The organism is Pseudomonas sp. KH_040 (genome assembly GCF_057839305.1).
Window position 1 is genome coordinate 4,832,223 of sequence record NZ_CM174487.1, and the last position, 19,160, is coordinate 4,851,382.

Sequence of the window (19,160 nt, forward strand, 5' to 3'; positions counted from 1 at the left end):
TAAGCACAGAAACCGGAACGAAACTCAAGGGCGCTGGATCTGCTGCAGGTGACCATAGAGCTTGGCATACAGACCGCCATCGGCGATCAATTGCTGGTGATCGCCGTCTTCAGCGACCTGACCACCATCGAACACCAGCACGCGATCAGCCTGTTTCACCGCCGACAGTCGGTGGGCAATGATCAGCGTGGTGCGGCCATTGAGGAAGCGCGCCATGGCCTGATGGAGGTTGTACTCGGTGGCGGCGTCGAGGGCAGACGTGGCTTCGTCGAGGATGACTACTTTCGGCTCGGCGAGGATCATCCGCGCGATGGCCAGCCGTTGGCGCTGCCCGCCCGACAGACGCACGCCGGAGCGACCGACAATACTGTCGAGGCCATTGGGCAAAGCGCGGATGGTCGCGTCCAGCTGAGCGATTTCCAGCGCCTGCCAGCAGGCTTCGTCACTGCGGGTGCGGCCCATGGTCAGGTTGGCGCGCACGGTGTCGTTGAACAGCGCCGGGTGCTGTAACACCACCGCGACATTTTCGCGAACCGTTTCCAGGCCGATGTCCTGCTGGGTCGAACCGCCGAACCGGATGGTGCCGGCCAGCGGTGTATAAAGCCCGAGCAACAACTGCACGAGGGTACTTTTACCGCCGCCACTGGCACCGACAATCGCGACTTTCTCACCGGGAGCAATCGACAGATTCAACTGATCCAGCACCAGCTCATCGCCGTAGCCGAAGCTCAGGCCTTGCACCTGAATGCCGACGGTGTCGCGGCCCTTGAACGGATCGACGCCACCGGGATATTGCGGCTCATCGGCGCGCGCCAACAACTCGTTGATCCGCGCCAGCGCCCCGCCCGCCGCGTAATAGGCGTATTGCAGATTGAGCAGTTGTTCGACCGGGCCGATCATGAACCACAGGTAACTGAACACCGCGAGCATCTGGCCGATCGACAGGTCGGAGAACAACACCGTGAGCATCGCCGCCGCGCGGAAAATGTCGATGCCGAACTGAAACAACAAGCCACTGGCGCGGTTGGAAGCGTCGGTTTTCCACTGCGAATTGACCGCGTAGTTGCGCACCTCCTGCGCGCGCAGGCCGAGCCGACCGAGAAAGAAGCCCTGGCGGTTGCCGGCACGGATTTCCTGAATCGCATCGAGGGTTTCACTCAACGCCTGGGTGAAGCGCGAGGTGCTGTCGTTCTCGAGTTTCTTCAGGTGTTTGACGCGTTTGCCCAACTGCACCGTGGCGTAGATCACCAACGGATTGAACAACAGAATCAACAGCGCCAGTTTCCAGTGCATCCACATCAGGATGCTCGCGGTGCCGACCAGCGTCAGCATCGCCACCAGGAAGCGGCTGAGGGTTTCGCCAACAAATTTGTCGAGGGTGTCCAGGTCGGTGACCAGGTGCGTGGTCACGGTGCCGCTGCCGAGGCTTTCGTATTCGCCGAGGGAAATCCGCTTCAGGCGTTCGATCAGGCGCACGCGAATGCGATAAACGATGTCTTTGGCCAGCCGTGCGAACAGCCGCGACTGCAACACGCCGAAGCACAGCGAGCCGCAACGCAGGGTCAGCGTCACTACCAGCATCAAGCCGATGTAACCCGCCGCTTGCTGCCACATACCGGGCAGCACGTGATTCATGACTTTCAGCGCAGCGTCGCCATGGCCGAGCAGCACTTCGTCCACCAGCAGCGGCAGCAGCAACGGAATCGGCACGCTGCACAGCGTCGCCAGCACGGCGACACCGTTAGCGATCCACAGGGATTTTTTGTGCCTCAATGCCAGTCGCCGGACTTCTGCCCAGCTCAGCCGGTCGACACGCTTTACGGCTGGCGTGTCATCGGCCCGATCAGACACAGGCCGCGCGTTCCAGCCAGCGGCCGAGCAATGGCGACAGCTCGCTGAGCGGTTGGTAGCCGTTGGTCAGCAGCGCCAGTTGACCGTTGCGCTCGGCGAGCAGGGTCGGGAAACCGGCGATGCCCAGATCCTGCACCCAACTGAAATCGGCCTGAGTCGCTTTGTGCTGGTCGGCATGATCGAACAAGGCAGCGAATTCGATACGCGGTACACCGGCCTTTTCTGCCAGCTCGACCAGCACGCTGGCCTGGGTAACGTCGCGACTTTCAGCATAAAACGCCTGCTGGATCAGTCCGACCAATCTCCACGCGCAATCCGGCGCCAGACTGCGCGCAGTAACGATCGCCCGGCAGGCAGGCTCAGTGTCGTAGACAAAACCGTCGGGCAACGCACCGTCAAACTTGAACGGCTGGCCGGTGGCTTCAGTGACCGCTTGCCAATGCTCGATAATGTAGCGACGCGTGGTCGGCTCCAGCGCCGAGCCACTGCCGGTGCGCAAACCGCCAACCACCAGATGCAACTCCACACCGGCTGCTTGCGCCTGCTCGACCAATGCCTTGGCCACCGGAGCAAACCCCCAGCACCACGAACACATCGGATCCATCACATAGAGCAGGCGCGCAGACATGGTTAAGCCTCGGTGGATGCTTGCTTGTAGTTGTAGCCGATCGGGTGCGGCTGGTTGCGCGCCTTGGCCAGTTCGATCTGCTTCTGCCGATCGATCGCGCTGCGGCGAGTTTTCTCGCTGAGTTTGTCCCAGCAATGTGGGCAGCTGATACCGGCCACATAGTGCTCGGACGCACGATCTTCAACACTGACCGGCGTGCGGCAGGCATGACATTGATCGTAGTCGCCTTCGCTGAGGTCGTGACGCACGGTCACGCGGTTGTCGAACACAAAGCAGTCGCCCTGCCACTTGGTTTCTTCCTGCGGCACCTCTTCAAGGTACTTCAGGATGCCACCCTTGAGGTGGTAAACCTCTTCGTAGCCTTCGCCGAGCATGTAGCTCGAGGCTTTCTCGCAGCGAATGCCACCGGTGCAGAACATCGCAACTTTCTTGTGCACGGCCGGGTTGAAGTGTTCTTTGATGTAGTCGGGAAATTCGCGAAAACTGGTGGTTTTCGGATCGATGGCGCCTTCAAAGGTGCCGATCGACACTTCGTAATCGTTACGTGTATCGATCAACAGCACTTCCGGGTCGCTGATCAACGCGTTCCAGTCTTGCGGATCAACGTAGGTGCCGACCTTCTTGTTCGGGTCGACGCCTTCGACACCGAGGGTGACGATCTCTTTCTTCAGTTTGACCTTGGTGCGATAGAACGGCTGCTCGTCGCAGTACGACTCTTTGTGATCAATGTCGATCATGCGTGGGTCGTTCTTCAGCCAGGCGAGCAGGCCGTCGATGCCTTCGCGGCTGCCGGAGACCGTGCCGTTGATACCTTCTTCGGCGATCAGCAGCGTGCCTTTGATCTGGTTGTCGACCATCGCTTGCAGCAGGGGCTCGCGCAGGTTGACGTAATCTTCGAGGGTGACGAACTTATACAGTGCCGCCACGACAATCGGTTGTGTCATGGGTATTTCTCCAGGTGGCTACCCTCGCAAAGGGTGAACCGGATTCAAAAAAAAACGCGCCGGGTGAGCGGCGCGTTGCGGATTCTAGCAAAAAACCGAAGCTTAATGCTTGCTGCCGCCAGCACAGGTCGGCGATGCCGGAGCGGCGCCGATCTCTGCCCATTCCTGCGGGGTGTAGGTGTGCAGCGCCAACGCATGGAACTCGCCCATCAGCTCGCCAAGCGTGCCGTAGACTTTCTGGTGGCGCTTGACCCGGTTCAGGCCGTCGAACTGCGCGCTGACCACCACGGCCTTGAAGTGCGTCTGTAACCCGCGACTGTGCATGTGGCTTTCATCCAGCACTTGCAGATGCTCAGGCTGAAGCAGGGCCAGCGTCGATTCGATGCGTTGTTGCATGGTCATCACGAACTCCGCTTACTTCTTCTTGGCCGCAGGCGCTGCCGGGGTCAGCTCTTTGGTCATGTCGTCGAGCAGCTTGTTGACGACCGGTACGGCGCTTTCCAGTTTGGCCTGGGTCATCTGGGCCGATTGCTGAGTCAGCTGCGGCATTTTTTCCAGGACTTTCTTGCCCAGTGGCGACTGGTAGAACGCGACCAGGTCTTTCAGCTCGGATTCGCTGAAGTTGCTGGTGTAGAGCTTGACCATGTCAGGCTTGAGCTTGTTCCAGCCGATGGCCTGGTCGAGCGCGGCGTTGGCCTTGGCCTGGTAGGTTTCCAGTACGGCTTTCTTGGCTTCCGGGGCTTTGGTCTGTTCGAAACGCTGAGCGAACATTTGCTGCACTTGCATGTACACCGGAGTGCCCAGCTTGTCAGCGTGCGCCAGGGTCAGGAAAGCTTCAGCACTGGCGTTGTGGCTGGCGGTATCGGCAAGCACCTGGCCGCTGGCGCAAACCAGTGCAACCGCGGTGCAGATGGCACGAAGACGAGTCATCGAGTTTCCTTTTCAGCTAGGCGAGGTAAAACCCCAAGGGCGACCATTCTGCGCCTAAAAAACCTCGTCGCTCAACCCCCGAGCCTTGCCGCGCTTGATTGGCGGGGTTTTACCGGTCAACAATCGGATCGAGGGAACCACCTGGGCCCGACCGGGCCTAAACTGCGCAAACAGACCAACAGGAGTGTGCACGATGAGCCGTATCGAAACCGACAGCCTGGGCCAGATCGAAGTCCCGGACGACGCCTACTGGGGTGCTCAGACGCAACGCTCGCTGATCAACTTCGCCATTGGTCAGGAACGCATGCCGCTGCCGGTATTGCACGCCCTGGCCCTGATCAAGAAAGCCGCGGCCCGGGTCAACGACCGCAACGGTGACCTGCCCGCTGACATCGCCCGCCTGATCGAACAGGCCGCTGACGAAGTGCTCGACGGCCAGCACGACGACCAGTTTCCACTGGTGGTCTGGCAGACCGGTAGCGGCACGCAGAGCAACATGAACGTCAACGAAGTGATCGCCGGTCGCGCCAACGAACTGGCCGGCAACCCGCGCGGCGGCAAGACGCCGGTGCACCCCAACGATCACGTCAACCGCTCGCAAAGCTCCAACGACTGCTTCCCTACCGCCATGAGCATCGCCACCGCGCAAGCGGTGCAGGAACAACTGCTGCCGGCGATTGCCGAGTTGTCCGGCGGCCTCGCCGAACTGGCCGCGCGGCACATGAAACTGGTGAAGACCGGGCGTACGCACATGATGGATGCGACGCCGATCACCTTCGGTCAGGAGTTGTCCGGGTTCATCGCGCAGCTGGATTACGCCGAACGCGCAATCCGCGCGGCACTGCCGGCGGTGTGTGAACTGGCCCAGGGTGGCACCGCGGTCGGTACCGGGCTGAATTCGCCACACGGTTTTGGTGAGGCGATTGCCGCCGAACTGGCGGCGCTCTCAGGCCTGCCCTTCGTCACTGCACCGAACAAGTTTGCCGCCCTCGCCGGCCACGAACCGCTCACCAGCCTCTCCGGCGCGCTGAAAACCCTCGCCGTGGCGCTGATGAAAATCGCCAATGACCTGCGTCTGCTTGGCTCCGGGCCACGCGCAGGGTTTGCCGAAGTGCGGCTGCCGGCGAACGAGCCGGGCAGTTCAATCATGCCCGGCAAGGTCAACCCGACCCAATGCGAAGCGCTGTCGATGCTCGCCTGTCAGGTGCTGGGCAATGACGTGACCATCGGCATTGCCGCCAGTCAGGGTCACTTGCAGTTGAACGTGTTCAAACCGGTGATCATCCACAACCTGCTGCAATCGATTCGCTTGCTGGCCGACGGTTGCAGCAACTTCCAGCAGCACTGCATTGCCGGGCTGGAGCCGGATGCCGAAGTCATGGCACGACATCTGGAGCGTGGGCTGATGCTGGTGACCGCACTGAATCCGCATATCGGTTATGACAAATCGGCGGAGATCGCCAAGAAGGCCTACAGCGAAGGGCTGACCTTGCGTGAGGCGGCGTTGGCGCTGGGGTATCTCACCGATGAAGAGTTTGATGCGTGGGTGCGGCCGGAGAATATGATCGAGGCTGGCGCCAAGGGCTGAGATTTGTAGCGTTTCTTAGTAAGTCATCGCGAGCAGGCTCACTCCTACATTTGGAACGCATTCCCCCTGTAGGAGTGAGCCTGCTCGCGAATGGCAGCGGCGCGGTTTAACTGGCGGCCATCTTCATCCGCCGCGCCTTCAAACCGGCGATCAACGACGGCCCCAACGCCACCAGCGCCGAACCCAACACCACCAGCACCGCCCCGCCATAGCCGAGCGCATTGATCTGCTCGGCATGTACGTACTCGGGCCAGATCCCGGCCGCAATCGCCACCGCACCAAACGTTACCAATGGCGTAATCGCCAACGTCGCACTGACCCGCGACGCCTCCCAATGCGCCAACGCTTCAGCGAACGCGCCATAGGCAATCAGCGTGTTCATGCAGCACGCCAGCAGCAGCCAACCCTGCAAGGGATTCAGGTTCAGCGCCTCAAGCGGGTGCACCCACGGTGTCAGCAACAGCGCGCAGAACAGGTAGATCACCATCATCACCTGCAACGAATTCCACACCGTCAGCAATTGCTTCTGGCCCAGCGCGTAGAAGGTCCACACCGTCGACGCCAACAGCACCAGCAAAACCCCAGCGGTGTAATCCGACAGTGAGGTCAGCAGTTCGGCCAGCCGCTGATTGAAGAACAGCACAAAACCGATCAACAACACCGCCAGACCAATCCCCTGGCCAATACTGAAGCGTTCCTTGAACACAAACAGGCTGGCGATCAGCAACATGATCGGGCCCATCTGCACCACCAGTTGCGCGGTACCGGGGCTGAGCAGATTGAGGCCCATCAGGTACAGCACATAGTTGCCAACCAGCCCGAGCACCGCCATCAACACCAGCCAGCCACCCTTGGGCCCGAGCACTTTGCGGCTGGGCAGGCGTTTTACCGCCGCCAGATAGATGAACAGACAGCCGCCGGACACCAGCAGGCGAAACCAGGTCACCGTCACCGGGTCCATCACCAGTAATACCTGTTTGAGTTTGATCGGCAGGATACCCCACAAAAACGCAGTCAGCAGTGCCAGGAACAAGCCGTAGACCCAGCGACCGGATGATATGTGCATGGAAACCCCAAAGCCTGCTGACAAGTGCGCTCATTCTAGGCGTGCCACCGGGCGCGACACAGGGACAGTTGCGGTCAGGGCGCGAATGAAACTGTGCAGGTCGCAGCAGTAAATTGACGCGCCGCCGTTGATCGGCTGAGCGGGCGCGCCAAGTGCTTCAGGCATAAGCTCATTGGATCCCTTTCAGCACATCAGCCGAGGAGACCGATCATGTTAGGAATGCGCGCGCAGGACAGCGCCCCCGCCATGCGCTTTCGCAGCGAGCGGTTGTGCCGGGTCAATGGCGAACTTTTTTTCAGCACTCGGGAAAATACCCTTGAGGGGCCGTTTGAGAGTGCCAAGAAGGCTGAGCTGGAGATAAAAGCCTATATCGCGCGGATGCAGCTGCAGGATTCCAACCGCTAAGTGGTGGTGATCCAATCGCTGGCAAGCCAGCTCCCACAGAATTGGTGGCGTACACAGATTTTGCGAACGCTCCGAAACCTGTAGGAGCTGGCTTGCCAGCGATAGCAATGGAACAGACAACAAAAATGTTCTGGCTTAACGCACCGCCTCAAACAACCCCGTCGCACCCATCCCGCCGCCCACGCACATGGTCACGATGCCGTAACGCAAATTCCGCCGCTGCAACTCACGCACCAGATGCCCGACCTGCCGCGATCCGGTCATGCCAAACGGGTGACCAATGGAAATCGAGCCGCCATTGACGTTGTACTTGTCGTTATCGATCTCCAGCCGATCACGGCTGTACAGGCACTGCGAAGCGAACGCCTCGTTCAGCTCCCACAGATCGATTTCCGCCACTTGCAGGCCCTTGGCCTTGAGCAGTTTCGGCACCGAGAACACCGGGCCAATGCCCATCTCGTCCGGCTCGCAGCCGGCCACGGTGAAGCCACGGAAAAACGCTTTCGGCTTGAGGCCCAGCTGCAACGCTTTCTCAAGGCTCATCACCAGCGTCATCGACGCACCGTCAGACAGTTGCGACGAGTTGCCCGCCGTCACCGAACCGTCCTCGGCGAATACCGGTTTCAGTCCAGCGAGGCTTTCATAGGTGGTGTCCGGACGGTTGCAGTCGTCGCGGTCGACCACGCCATCGAGAATCTGCACCTCACCGGTGTTCTTGTCCTCGACACGATACTTGACCGCCATCGGCACGATTTCATCGTTGAACAGCCCTGCGGCCTGAGCTGCCGCAGTGCGAACCTGACTTTGCAGCGAATATCGATCCTGCGCTTCACGACTGACGCCATAACGTCGCGCGACCACTTCGGCGGTCTGGCCCATCGTGTAATAGATGCCCGGCGACTGTTGCTTGAGCAGCGGGTTGATCAAGTGATCAGTGTTGACGCTTTTCATGGTCAGGCTGATCGACTCGACGCCGCCGGCAACGATGATGTCGCTGCAACCCGAGGCAATCTGGTTGGCGGCAATGGCGATAGCCTGCAAGCCCGATGAACAGAAACGGTTGAGGGTCATGCCGGCGGTGCCGGTACCCAACCGCGACAGCACCGCGACATTACGGCCGATGTTGTAACCCTGCGCACCTTCGTTGGAGCCGGCACCAACGATGCAATCCTCGACGCTCGCCGGGTCGATATCGTTGCGCTCAAGCAGGGCGTTGACGCAATGAGCCGCCATGTCATCGGGACGGGTCTGGTTGAACTTGCCGCGAAAGGATTTGGCCAGTCCAGTCCGCACGCTGTCGACGATCACCACTTCACGCATGGCATACCTCATTGTTGTGGTCAGTTGAGAGTGGACCGAGCATAAGTCCACTGCATCAACGACCGCGACAATCATTCACCCCGCGTATGCGCGTCTATCGGCTCAATCCTTGTGTTTCTTCGCGCGCTTGTCGGATTTCTCGAAGGCGTCTTCCAGCGCGCGGTTGATCGTGCGCAACACTTTGACCCGCGCCCAGCGTTTGTCATTGGCTTCGACCAGGGTCCACGGCGAGATCTCGGAACTGGTACGGTCGACCATATCGCCCACGGCGGCCCGATAGGCGTCCCATTTGTCGCGATTACGCCAGTCGTCTTCGGTGATCTTGAAACGCTTGAATGGGATCTCTTCACGCTCCTGAAAGCGCTCCATCTGCGTGTCCTTGTCGATGGCCAGCCAGAACTTGACCACGATCACTCCGGCGTCGGCCAGTTGCTCTTCGAAGTCGTTGATCTCGCCATAGGCGCGCAGCCAGTCGGCCGGCGTGCAGAAGCCTTCGACCCGCTCCACCAAGACCCGGCCGTACCAGGAGCGGTCGAACACGGTGAACTTGCCGCGCGCCGGGATGTGCCGCCAGAAACGCCACAAGTACGGCTGCGCCCGCTCCTCTTCGGTCGGTGCGGCAATCGGCACGATGTTGTACTGGCGCGGATCGAGCGCCGCCGCGACCCGACGGATCGCCCCGCCCTTGCCTGCCGCGTCGTTGCCTTCGAATACCGCGATCAGCGCGTGGCGGCGCATGCGTTTGTCGCGCATCAGCCCGGACAATCGCGCCTGCTCGGTGATCAGTTGTTCTTCGTAGTCTTTCTTCTCCAGGCGCTGGGTCAGGTCGAGGCTGTCGAGCAGGTTCAACTGATCGACCGGCGTACCCAACGGCGCGGCGCTGACATCGTGGGGATGTACGTCCGGACGCTTCAGCGCATTTTGCAAACCCTCGAGGAGAATCTTACCGACCGCCAGGCTGCGGTAGTTGGCGTCGACGCCTTCGATCACATGCCACGGCGCGTAATCACGGCTGGTACGGCGCAGCACGCGCTCGCCGTACTTGACGAACTTGTCGTAGGTTTCCGACTGCTGCCAGTCCAGCGGGCTGATGCGCCAGCTGTGCAACGGGTCATCGGCCAGCGCCTTGAGCCGCGCTTTCATCTGTTTCTTGGACAAGTGAAACCAGAATTTGAAGATCAGCGCGCCTTCATCGCAGAGCATCTTTTCCAGGCGCTCGGCACCGGCGATCGCCTGATCCAGACGCGGATCCTTGAACAAGCCATGCACCCGCCCCTGGAGCATCTGGCTGTACCAGTTGCCGAAGAAAATCCCCATGCGGCCCTTGGCCGGGAGCATCCGCCAGTAACGCCAGGCCGGTGGCCGGGACAACTCTTCATCGGTCTGTTGATCGAAAGTACGCACTTCGATCAGGCGAGGGTCCATCCACTCGTTGAGCAACTTGACCGTCTCGCCCTTGCCCGCACCTTCGATACCGTTGATCAAGATGATCACCGGAAAACGCTTCTGCTGTTGCAGTTCGAACTGGGCTTCGAGCAAGGCTTCACGCAATGCCGGGACGGCCGCCTCATAGGTGTCTTTGTCGATGGCGTGACCGATTTCAGCGGATTCAAACATGGGACGGCTCCTTCCAGGATTCAGCAAGACTAGCGGATTGGGCACAGCAACGGCGCAGAAATTCCCGCAGGTCGCGGATTGTCCGCGAGTCGTCGGGCGCAAGCCTTGCCATGGATCAAGCAGCGCCTGCGCGATCGGCTAGAATGGCCGCCTTGTCGTTGCCGAGCCTGCCATGAAACCTGTATTGCCCCACGCCCAACTCGACTGGGATGACCAGGGACGCCCGCATTCGCGGGTGTTCGATGACGTGTATTTTTCCGACAAATCAGGTCTGGAAGAAACCCGTTATGTGTTCCTCGAACAGAATCGCCTGGCCGAGCGTTTTGCCGCACTGCCGGCAACTGGTCGTCTGGTTATTGGTGAAACCGGTTTTGGCACCGGGCTGAATTTTCTCTGCGCCTGGCAGTTGTTCGAGCAACACGCCGTGGCCGGTGCGCGACTGCATTTTGTCAGCGTCGAAAAATACCCGTTGAGCCCCGCCGACCTCAAGCGTGCCTTGGCACTCTGGCCGGAACTCAAACCGTTGGCCGATCAGTTGCTGCGCCATTACGTGGCAATCCATGCCGGCTTTCAGCGCATCACCCTGGCCAACGGCCGCGTGACGCTGACGCTGTTGATCGGCGATGCACTGGAGCAACTGCCGCAGCTCGACGCACAGATCGACGCGTGGTTTCTCGACGGTTTCGCCCCGGCGAAAAACCCCGACATGTGGACCGCCGAACTGTTTGTCGAACTGGCGCGACTGGCAGCGCCCGGTTCGACCATCAGCACCTTCACCAGCACCGGCTGGGTACGGCGTTTGCTCAATGCCGCCGGGTTCAAAATGAAGCGCACGCCGGGCATCGGCCACAAGTGGGAAATCCTCCGTGGCGAATTCCTCGGCTGGCCGGCAGAGGTGACGCCGCCGGCGCCGGAAAAACCCTGGTTTGCTCGCCCTGCGCCGATCACCAGTGACCGTCGAGCACTGGTGATTGGCGCCGGTCTCGCCGGATGTGCCACGGCGTCCAGCCTGGCCGCACGCGGCTGGCAGGTCACTTTGCTGGAGCGCCATGAGGCCGTCGCGCAAGAAGCCTCGGGCAATCCGCAGGGCGTGCTGTACCTGAAGTTGTCCGCCCACGGCACGGCGCTGTCGCAGCTGATCGTCAGCGGTTTCGGTTACACCCGGCGCCTGCTGGAAACCCTGCAACGCGGCACTGACTGGGACGATTGTGGCGTGCTGCAACTGGCGTTCAATACCAAGGAAGCCGAGCGTCACGCGCAGTTGGCTGAAGCCTTCCCGGAAGACCTGTTGCAGTGGCTGGATCAACCCGAGGCGCAGGCCCGTGCCGGAGTCGGAGTAGCCCACGGCGGCTTGTACTATGCCGAAGGGGGTTGGGTGCATCCGCCGGCGCTGTGTCAGGCGCAAGCGGCGCAGCCGAACATCGAACTGCTCAGCCATTGCGAAGCGTTGCAACTGCGCAAGGTCGATGATCAATGGCAGGCGCTGGACGGTGAGCGTTTGCTCGCCAGCGCGCCGGTCGTGGTGCTGGCCGGTGCCGCCGAGATCCAACGCTTTGCCCAGAGTGCCGAGTTGCCGCTCAAGCGCATTCGCGGACAGATCACCCGTCTCGCCGAAACCGCAGCCAGTCAGACACTGGCCACCGTGGTCTGTGCCGAAGGCTACGTCGCTCCTGCCCGCTTGGGCGAACACACCCTCGGCGCCAGTTTCGATTTCAACAGCGATGATCTGACACCGACCACCGCCGAACACCAAGGCAATCTGGCGATGCTTGCAGAGATTTCCTCTGACCTTGTCGCACGCCTGAAAATCAGCGAACAGCCTGTCGAAAACCTGCAGGGCCGCGCAGCCTTTCGCTGCACCAGCCCAGACTATTTACCGATGGTCGGTCCCCTCGCCGACCGCAAAGCGTTTCTTGACGCTTATGCGCTGCTGAGCAAGGACGCCCGTCAGATTCCGGACATCGCCTGTCCGTGGCTCGACGGCCTGTACATCAACAGTGGCCACGGCTCGCGAGGACTGATCACCGCGCCGCTGTCGGGCGAGCTGCTGGCTGCCTGGCTGGACGATGAGCCGCTGCCTGTGCCCAGAAGCGTCGCCGAAGCCTGTCATCCCAACCGTTTCGCGTTGCGCAAGCTGATTCGCGGCAAGTAGCACTTATCCGTCAGCCAAGGTGCAGATGCCCAGATCCGCGTCGCGCAACGCATCGGTGGTCAGACGCGTCATCACCTCGTCCATGGCGTTTTGGCGCTCGACCTTGAGGACTCCGGACTGGCTCAGGTAATCGACACTGGACATCGTGTCTTTCTTCGCGTCCAAGGCAGTCATGCGCTGGTCATACATATCTCGGATAGAGGAAAACTGATGCGCAAGTGTGCGCTCCAGATAGTCTCTCCAGAATGTCCGCTCACTCATGAACTGCAGCCATTTGGGCGAGAGTTCCGCCGTGGCGACCTGGTTTTTCGCGACGTCCAGATCGGCTGCGGTGACCCCGCCTAATGTGCCAAAAAGCATATTGCGCGGCTGGCCGGGCAATTCCAGTGTCTCGGCCAGACCGATGCGATAGGCGAGGTTTACCTCCAGTGGATCCACCTTCGGGACCTTGGCGGCATGCGCCCGAGCAATTTCATTCAATTGTTCCAGCCGGAACAGGCCACGTCCCAGCTCAAGCAACGGCTTGCCACTGGCGATCCGGTTTCCGGCCAGCCGGGTCACCCGATCGACCTCCACGGCGACCTCCAGATAACTGAAGTTCATTGCCGCACTGTCGGTGCAATTGATCGGGGTGGCGGCCAGACTCAGTATCTGATCACACAGCGCTGTATCGGCTTCGGCTGCTTCCAGCACGGCCCAGACTCGCCGCTGCATGTCCTTGTTGACCTTTTCCGAATCGGCGGTATCACCCAGCTCAGCGAGCAGATGGAACAGGCTCTCGGCGCGTGGATCATCCTTGAATGCGTTCCAGATCCGTTCACGCCCGGCCCCCGTCTCAGCCGTTTTATCAGCAAGCCAAAGCGAGCGTGCCTGTTGCTCGTTCATTCGAGCGATGTCGTTTTCCAGATACCCCATACCGATACCGAAATTGTCGCGATAATTCTCCAGGTGCGTTTTGCTCGGATCGGCCAAGGGATTGAGTCCCAGGTCCAGCGCCTGGCTGAAACTTCGCGGTGTCTTGAACAACCAGTCAGGCAGGTTCTTGATCTTGTTGCTGCGCAAGTCCACCCAGTCCAGATACAGCAGATACTCAAGTCCCTTGGGGATTTCCGTGAGGCCGGTGTCTTGCAGTAACAGACGACGCAGATTGAACATCTGTCTGACATCCGGTGTGGCATTCAGCGGATTTTCGTTGAGGTTCAGGTGATGCAGCGAGCGCAAACCGCTGAGTTTGGCCAGCGTATACTCGGTCAGCTGCAGCTTGTTGCCCGCCAGACACAAGCGAGTGATATCGGGCATATGCGACAGCACCTCAGGGAGGCGGGTAATGGCATTGCGATCGAGCTCGAGCGTCTCAAGCTTTTTGAATGACTTGAGGAAGTACGCGACATCATCATCCAGTGCCATGTCATTCATGAACAGTTTCTGGATGTGGTCAAAGCTGATCCCCGGGGGCAGCGTCGGCAGTTTTCCGACCCGCATGCCATCAAAATTCAGGACCCCCACCCATTTCCCGTTTTCATTGGTGACGGAGTAATACCGGCGGAATCCGTTTTCGATCAGCTCGGCCATGGTTTTGCGGCTGTGCCGCACTTCCGCCAGATCCCCTCCGAGTTTGTTCATTGCGCCAGTATCCTCACTCCAGAGGAATAGCGCTTCACGCAAGCTTTGCAGATCCTGGCGCAAGGCATTGACCCGTGTCGCACGAGTCAACTGATCGTCTCCCAGGCCATCGATGAACTCACTGGCCTGCGTTTCACTCAAGCGCGGAAAGAGTTTGCGCACTTTGCGCAGCAACGCCGGTGGATGTTGCACCGCAGGCGGCTGATCACCCTGATTACAGACTGGTTCGACAACCTGCGGCTCAGGCTTGCCATTGACCAGCGTGCGCGCCGTGGCCTCGCGCTCATCCAGTGCAGCGTTGAGCAACTGGCTGCGCAGCTTTGCCGCGCTGGCCTGCTTCGGGTCTGCAAAGCCAATGGCTGTTCGCTGGCGTCGCGGCAGGGCCTTGAGGATGGCTTCGTACAGCGCGTCAGGGCCGAATGCCACTTTTCCCAAGGTTTTGCCGTCGCCGCCAAAAGCCTCATACCCCTCAGCCGACTTCACCAGCGAGCACGTATCGGCGGGGAGCGCCGAGGTGTCGCCAACGGCTTGCAGAATCGGCCCGCTGAGCGTTTTGTCGCGCAGTTCCAGACGCAGTCGGGAATCCCAGCCGCTCAGACGAGGCAACAACTGAATCGCCAGCCTGTCGGTGTCGGCGTTGGCGAGCCTCGGCCAATGAAACCCCGCCAGTGCGCGATCCAGTCGCACTTTACCAATACCATCGCTGACCTCCTGCCCCAGCCGCAGCGGTACTCGACCGGTTTTACGCAGATGCAGGCGCTGCACACTCGACGCGCGCTCGATGAGTGCTTTCGCATAACGCGCCGGGATATCGGGAAAAACACGGCGCAGCTTCAGAACATCATCGACGTCACTTTTATCGTAGCGTTGATACATACGCTCGAAAGCCGCGCGATGATCCGCCTGCAAAACCGCACCGAGTTTCTTTGCCAGCGTCGACTCTTCAACACTTTGCGCGACTTTGCCGCCGAGCAAAGTGTCCACCTCTTTCTGATACAGGCCATCGACTACGGATTGCAGCAACTGGCCGTGCGCCAGTTGTTTTTCGCTGACCACCACCGCCAGCGATTCGTCGAGCACTTTGGTTTGCGGATAGGTCGCCGTCACTGTGCCTTCTGCGTCGGTCACCTCAATGTAGCGGTCGGTCGGCCAACCGGACATTTTCGGCAAGGCGTGCAATTGCGCTTCAACAGGCTGGCCGGAATGGGTTTCGCCGTTCTGCAGTTCGCGGGTCAATTGCCGCAGCTGACGCACGACGCGCGCGCGCTCCACGGTTTCGCGCAGCCGCACAGGCAAACTCAGATTGTCAGTAAAGGCCTGATGCAAGGTTTCTGGCGAGGTGTCGCTGAGTCGCCGCATCATGTCCAGGTCGGTATCCACGAATTCGCTCAATTGCGGATCGATACGTTTGAGCGTGTACGCGGAACTGCCCCACTCTTGCGGTTCTTCAGCAGGCAGCCGCCAGCCACCTTCGACGTGCCGGACAAGCTCCGGCACATAAGCTTGCGCGCGTTCGGCATGTTCCAGGCGCCAGACTTTCGCGGCGGAATCATAAGGTCCGGCGAAGAACCGATGATCGACGCGAGCCATGGTTTTCGCACCGATCTGATAAAACTCCTCGGAACTCGGCGCGACCGTCAATCCCGTCGGCAGGAAATGCTCATAGCGCGAAAGGTCAGGTTTCCACAGGCGCGGCTGGCCAGCGTGATTGATAATGGCGGTGAATTCACCGAAGAACGCCGGGTGAGACTGCAGCAGTTTCTTACCCAGCGCTCCCAAGGCTTTTTGTCCCCCGGCAAAGGCAACCGTCAGCGCAATGTTTTCCACGACGCTCAACAGATGCGACAGGGCTTTCTGATGATCACCGCGGCGCCAATCCTCGACCCCTTCGTAAACTTCACTGAGCAACTGCCCGACTGCAACGCCCATCATCAATTGCCCGAGCACCGGCACGACGAACCCCGCCACGGACGCAACGGTCACACCCAACTGAAGAAAATCCAGCAAGCGTTTCCGGCGGACATCCTCATCGATATCAGCGGTCGGCACCGCCAGTTTGCGCGCGTCGAGCTGAAGCTTGCCGACATGGCTTTGCAGCATGAACTCAAAGAGTGGCACGGCGATCGGCAATTGCTTGATGTGGCCCAGATCCGCGCTGTCAGCGAGTGATTTGAAAAAATCGGCCTTGTCGTCTTCATCAATGCTGTTGGCGAAATAATCCTTGTAACTTTTAACCTTCAACTGCTGCGTCAGGTACTGCTTGAACGCGGTAAAACTGCTGTATTCGTACAGTGGTCGCTCGGGCTCACCCGCCATGTACACCAGGCACCACTCATCGGGGTACAACTCCACCGAACGGGCAGAAAACACCACCACACCCCAGACGCAACTGTCGAAAATTTCAATGCCTTGCATGATCAGCGTTCGGTTGCCATAGAGCAGTGTTTGCGCCGACACCACGCCATCGAAGTCGATCAGCTTCTGCAGCATTTGCTGACCAGACAAGGTGATATGGCTTTTAAGAGCGGCCTGGTGCATGTCGAATTGCAACAGCAGCTTTTTCATTTTCGCGATATCAGCGGTCATGGTGCTGGTGGCGATCACCTTGTCATCGCTGTCGCGCAAGCCGAACACCAGCTGGAAATGCTCCTGATAGCGCTTGCCCAAATCCAGCTCTCGGCAAAAAGCGGCAAACGTGGCCGGGGTCAGCCCGGTGACACCGTCTGGGGCACTGTGCACTCGAATAAAACTGCCTTGCGGAAAGCTCTCAGCCGCCTCGTCTTCGCTGAAGTTCTGCATCGCCGCTTGCAACAGCGTCGTTGTAGCGTGCGGGAACGTCTGAATACCGTTCTCGTCGGTAGAGGTCGCAGGGCAACCGCAATCAACGCCCGGCAGACTCAGAAAGTCTTTCTCGACATCAAAAACCACCGACCATTTGCGACTCAAGGCATCGCTCAGTTCACTGATGCAGAACGTCTGCAAGGGCTTCAATGCGAGCAGATCCGCCGCTACGGTCGCCTGAATCTGGTGCAGATCACGGCTTGTCTGATCAAGGGCTGACAAAGCGGCCACCGTCGCTTTCAATAAATGCGCCGGTAGGCTTTCTTGCAGAGTCTGGGCGGTATCGAGATCCTCTGTGGCATCGAGCAATGTGCTGAGGATTGTTTTTTGTGAAAGCTTTGCTTTGGTTGACATCGGCAATAGTCCTTTATTGCGAAGTGGAGGTTTGAACATATCGGAATCGAAGAACAATTAACAATCCAAGACCTGATGTTCCTGCACGCATAAAACCACAACACCCCTCATCAATAACATAGATATCTACCACCACTTTTCCGGCAACTTCAGGGTGCCCCGAGTGCCATCTCCCCTGCAAATACCGCACACACACTCAGACCTTTCCGTGGCGATAGATATGTATATATTTCAATCAAAATACCGCTGACTTCATGGCTCAAGCGATCAAATAAACACGTTATTTTTTTTCGTTTCGACGGCCTAGGATCAAGTCTCTTCTTCAACACGAGATTTCCAACATGATTATCCAGACGCAACAACAAGCAAGCGTTTTGACCCATGAAGCCACGCTGAAAAAACTGCTCAATGTAATGGGCAACCGGGACAAGGCAACCGTCGTTGCCCGATTCATCAGTGACGGATTGCTCAAAGCCGACCCGGTCAGACTTGACGGATTCCGTGCATTGTTCGATGAGGCGCTGCCCTACCAGTGCTACATTGATCAATTGCTGGGCAAACTGGAAACGCTGGAGGATCTCTGCAAGCGAAAGCTGCGACAGGCGCTGCAGCAACAGTATGGAGGACGATTCAGTATCAACGACAGCATCAAGCTCAAACCCGCGACAGCCGTGGACGATGGCTCCCACACCTACACCTTGTTGCAGGCAGCGATGCTGAATTTTACGCAACAGGAAGCGGCTGCCGGTTACTTCTCGGACGACAGCGAGACCTTAACCAAAGTCGACGAAGAAGCGCCCGACGGCTCAACGCCTACTCAGATAACCGCACAAGCGTTTGCGCTGTTGAGTCGCCAGCTTGATCTCGGGGGCGAATACAAGAAACACATATCCAGAACGTTCAGAGTCTCAAGTCTCGAATTGATCAGCCTGCGAATGCATAAAACAAACATGAAGCTCGCCGCCTACGGAAAATATTTCAGCAAACCGAACTTCCCTCTTTCTCGGCTTGTCACCCTGTTGAACCTCGCCAAAGGCAACGAAGACATTGTTTATGGTGACCTGTTCAACAACTCCAGAATCAAGCTGTATTCGATACAACTATTTGGCAAATACATGACAGATGCCGTATTGATAACCTGTCGCCAGACCGATCAATCGACGAAAGACAGCTACTACGTTTACATTCCCAATGATGCTGGCGACAGCTTTTACCAGGACGACAGTGAAGACCAGTGCAGGTATCGCCTGGCCGTCAACTTCGTTGCAAGTAAAGAACTGCAAGAACTGTTCATTTCGCAATTGACCCACCGCGAACAAAGTGACTTCCGGACATTGAATCTGGAAAGCCTTTCGTTCCTGGAAGACATCGCGTTCATCCCGCTGGAGACAGGCCTGTACAAACATCTTTTCGATCGCCATCTCGATAAGTTGACAGCAGATGCCGGGGAACTCGCGGTGGCGGTTGCCAATGTCAACGAGGCCGCCTACGCCAATCGCCGGGAGAATCAGGCGTCACTTATAAGCGCAGCCCATCTCAACAGCCCGAACGAGGGCTTCAACAGGCGCTTGCGTATTTATGCCACGGATGAATTGCTGGCCCTCGTTTTCGCCAGCCTCGATCGTTGGACCGCCATCGAAAAACACGATGCGCTGTCTCGACTGGTGGATCTGAAAAAACGCCTGACCGCAACAGACTCCGCGAAGCCCGGTGCCCCCATAAACAGCGAAATGGCGGACGACTACTTCGGGCAGTTTGAGGTGCAGAAACATTTGCGCGAACAACCGGGCACTCTGCTGCACAAGCTGGAACCTGTTGCCTTATAACTTATCGTTCTAAAA

The 19,160-nt window shown here is 59.0% G+C and carries 13 protein-coding genes; 4 read left to right on the forward strand and 9 right to left on the reverse strand.

Annotated features, from left to right (window positions below):
• Positions 1-24 precede the first annotated feature (24 nt).
• The 5 genes from AC3IUF_RS21450 to AC3IUF_RS21470 form a co-directional block, all read right to left on the reverse strand.
• Positions 25-1,851, reverse strand: coding sequence for an ABC transporter ATP-binding protein (locus AC3IUF_RS21450; protein WP_007908392.1), 1,827 nt, complete (start codon positions 1,849-1,851; stop codon positions 25-27).
• Positions 1,844-2,446 carry a DsbA family protein gene (locus AC3IUF_RS21455; RefSeq protein ID WP_489281688.1) on the reverse strand — a complete coding sequence of 201 codons (603 nt, stop codon included), beginning with the start codon at positions 2,444-2,446 and terminating at the stop codon, positions 1,844-1,846. The genes AC3IUF_RS21450 and AC3IUF_RS21455 overlap by 8 nt, the downstream gene beginning before the upstream one ends.
• A 35-nt stretch (positions 2,447-2,481) precedes the next feature.
• Positions 2,482-3,423, reverse strand: coding sequence for an oxygen-dependent tRNA uridine(34) hydroxylase TrhO (gene trhO / locus AC3IUF_RS21460; RefSeq protein ID WP_007908390.1), 942 nt, complete (start codon positions 3,421-3,423; stop codon positions 2,482-2,484).
• A 102-nt stretch (positions 3,424-3,525) separates the two neighbouring features.
• A complete protein-coding gene (locus AC3IUF_RS21465) occupies positions 3,526-3,825 on the reverse strand; it encodes a BolA family protein (protein WP_007908388.1) in 300 nt (99 codons plus the stop codon).
• Positions 3,826-3,837: 12 nt separating this feature from the next.
• The gene (locus tag AC3IUF_RS21470) at positions 3,838-4,353 is read right to left on the reverse strand and encodes a DUF2059 domain-containing protein (RefSeq protein ID WP_007908385.1); all 516 of its coding nucleotides are present in this window, start codon (positions 4,351-4,353) and stop codon (positions 3,838-3,840) included.
• 193 nt (positions 4,354-4,546) lie between these two features.
• Here AC3IUF_RS21470 and AC3IUF_RS21475 point away from each other — a divergent pair, with 193 nt between their 5' ends.
• On the forward strand, positions 4,547-5,941 hold the full coding sequence (locus AC3IUF_RS21475) for a class II fumarate hydratase (protein WP_007908383.1): 1,395 nt from the start codon (positions 4,547-4,549) through the stop codon (positions 5,939-5,941).
• Between the two features lie 106 nt (positions 5,942-6,047).
• On the opposite strand, the gene AC3IUF_RS21480 is transcribed toward AC3IUF_RS21475, so the two are convergent.
• A complete protein-coding gene (locus AC3IUF_RS21480) occupies positions 6,048-7,007 on the reverse strand; it encodes a DMT family transporter (RefSeq protein WP_007908382.1) in 960 nt (319 codons plus the stop codon).
• 210 nt (positions 7,008-7,217) lie between these two features.
• On the opposite strand from AC3IUF_RS21480, the gene AC3IUF_RS21485 reads away from it, so the two are divergent.
• Positions 7,218-7,412, forward strand: a complete 195-nt coding sequence (locus AC3IUF_RS21485; protein WP_007908380.1) for a DUF6316 family protein — start codon at positions 7,218-7,220, stop codon at positions 7,410-7,412.
• Between the two features lie 135 nt (positions 7,413-7,547).
• On the opposite strand, the gene AC3IUF_RS21490 is transcribed toward AC3IUF_RS21485, so the two are convergent.
• Positions 7,548-8,732 carry a thiolase family protein gene (locus AC3IUF_RS21490; RefSeq protein WP_007908378.1) on the reverse strand — a complete coding sequence of 395 codons (1,185 nt, stop codon included), beginning with the start codon at positions 8,730-8,732 and terminating at the stop codon, positions 7,548-7,550.
• 102 nt (positions 8,733-8,834) lie between these two features.
• The gene (gene pap, locus AC3IUF_RS21495) at positions 8,835-10,349 is read right to left on the reverse strand and encodes a polyphosphate:AMP phosphotransferase (RefSeq protein WP_007908377.1); all 1,515 of its coding nucleotides are present in this window, start codon (positions 10,347-10,349) and stop codon (positions 8,835-8,837) included.
• 172 nt (positions 10,350-10,521) lie between these two features.
• On the opposite strand from pap, the gene mnmC reads away from it, so the two are divergent.
• Positions 10,522-12,501 carry a bifunctional tRNA (5-methylaminomethyl-2-thiouridine)(34)-methyltransferase MnmC2/FAD-dependent 5-carboxymethylaminomethyl-2-thiouridine(34) oxidoreductase MnmC1 gene (mnmC, locus tag AC3IUF_RS21500; protein ID WP_489279258.1) on the forward strand — a complete coding sequence of 660 codons (1,980 nt, stop codon included), beginning with the start codon at positions 10,522-10,524 and terminating at the stop codon, positions 12,499-12,501.
• 3 nt (positions 12,502-12,504) lie between these two features.
• Here mnmC and AC3IUF_RS21505 read toward each other — a convergent pair whose 3' ends face one another.
• On the reverse strand, positions 12,505-17,319 hold the full coding sequence (locus tag AC3IUF_RS21505; protein WP_489279259.1) for an NEL-type E3 ubiquitin ligase domain-containing protein: 4,815 nt from the start codon (positions 17,317-17,319) through the stop codon (positions 12,505-12,507).
• A 341-nt stretch (positions 17,320-17,660) separates the two neighbouring features.
• Here AC3IUF_RS21505 and AC3IUF_RS21510 point away from each other — a divergent pair, with 341 nt between their 5' ends.
• Positions 17,661-19,145: a dermonecrotic toxin domain-containing protein gene (locus tag AC3IUF_RS21510; protein WP_489279260.1), complete on the forward strand. Its 1,485-nt coding sequence runs from the start codon at positions 17,661-17,663 to the stop codon at positions 19,143-19,145.
• Positions 19,146-19,160 lie beyond the last annotated feature (15 nt).

Excerpts from the sequence above, each read along its gene's own strand:
- AC3IUF_RS21490 (WP_007908378.1), bottom strand. The coding sequence starts at position 8,732 with ATGCGTGAAGTGGTGATCGTCGACAGCGTGCGGACTGGACTGGCCAAA.
- AC3IUF_RS21505 (WP_489279259.1), bottom strand. The coding sequence starts at position 17,319 with ATGTCAACCAAAGCAAAGCTTTCACAAAAAACAATCCTCAGCACATTG.
- AC3IUF_RS21465 (WP_007908388.1), bottom strand. The coding sequence starts at position 3,825 with ATGACCATGCAACAACGCATCGAATCGACGCTGGCCCTGCTTCAGCCT.
- AC3IUF_RS21470 (WP_007908385.1), bottom strand. The coding sequence starts at position 4,353 with ATGACTCGTCTTCGTGCCATCTGCACCGCGGTTGCACTGGTTTGCGCC.
- trhO (WP_007908390.1), bottom strand. The coding sequence starts at position 3,423 with ATGACACAACCGATTGTCGTGGCGGCACTGTATAAGTTCGTCACCCTC.
- pap (WP_007908377.1), bottom strand. The coding sequence starts at position 10,349 with ATGTTTGAATCCGCTGAAATCGGTCACGCCATCGACAAAGACACCTAT.
- AC3IUF_RS21455 (WP_489281688.1), bottom strand. The coding sequence starts at position 2,446 with ATGTGTTCGTGGTGCTGGGGGTTTGCTCCGGTGGCCAAGGCATTGGTC.
- AC3IUF_RS21480 (WP_007908382.1), bottom strand. The coding sequence starts at position 7,007 with ATGCACATATCATCCGGTCGCTGGGTCTACGGCTTGTTCCTGGCACTG.
- AC3IUF_RS21485 (WP_007908380.1), top strand. The coding sequence starts at position 7,218 with ATGTTAGGAATGCGCGCGCAGGACAGCGCCCCCGCCATGCGCTTTCGC.
- mnmC (WP_489279258.1), top strand. The coding sequence starts at position 10,522 with ATGAAACCTGTATTGCCCCACGCCCAACTCGACTGGGATGACCAGGGA.
- AC3IUF_RS21510 (WP_489279260.1), top strand. The coding sequence starts at position 17,661 with ATGATTATCCAGACGCAACAACAAGCAAGCGTTTTGACCCATGAAGCC.
- AC3IUF_RS21475 (WP_007908383.1), top strand. The coding sequence starts at position 4,547 with ATGAGCCGTATCGAAACCGACAGCCTGGGCCAGATCGAAGTCCCGGAC.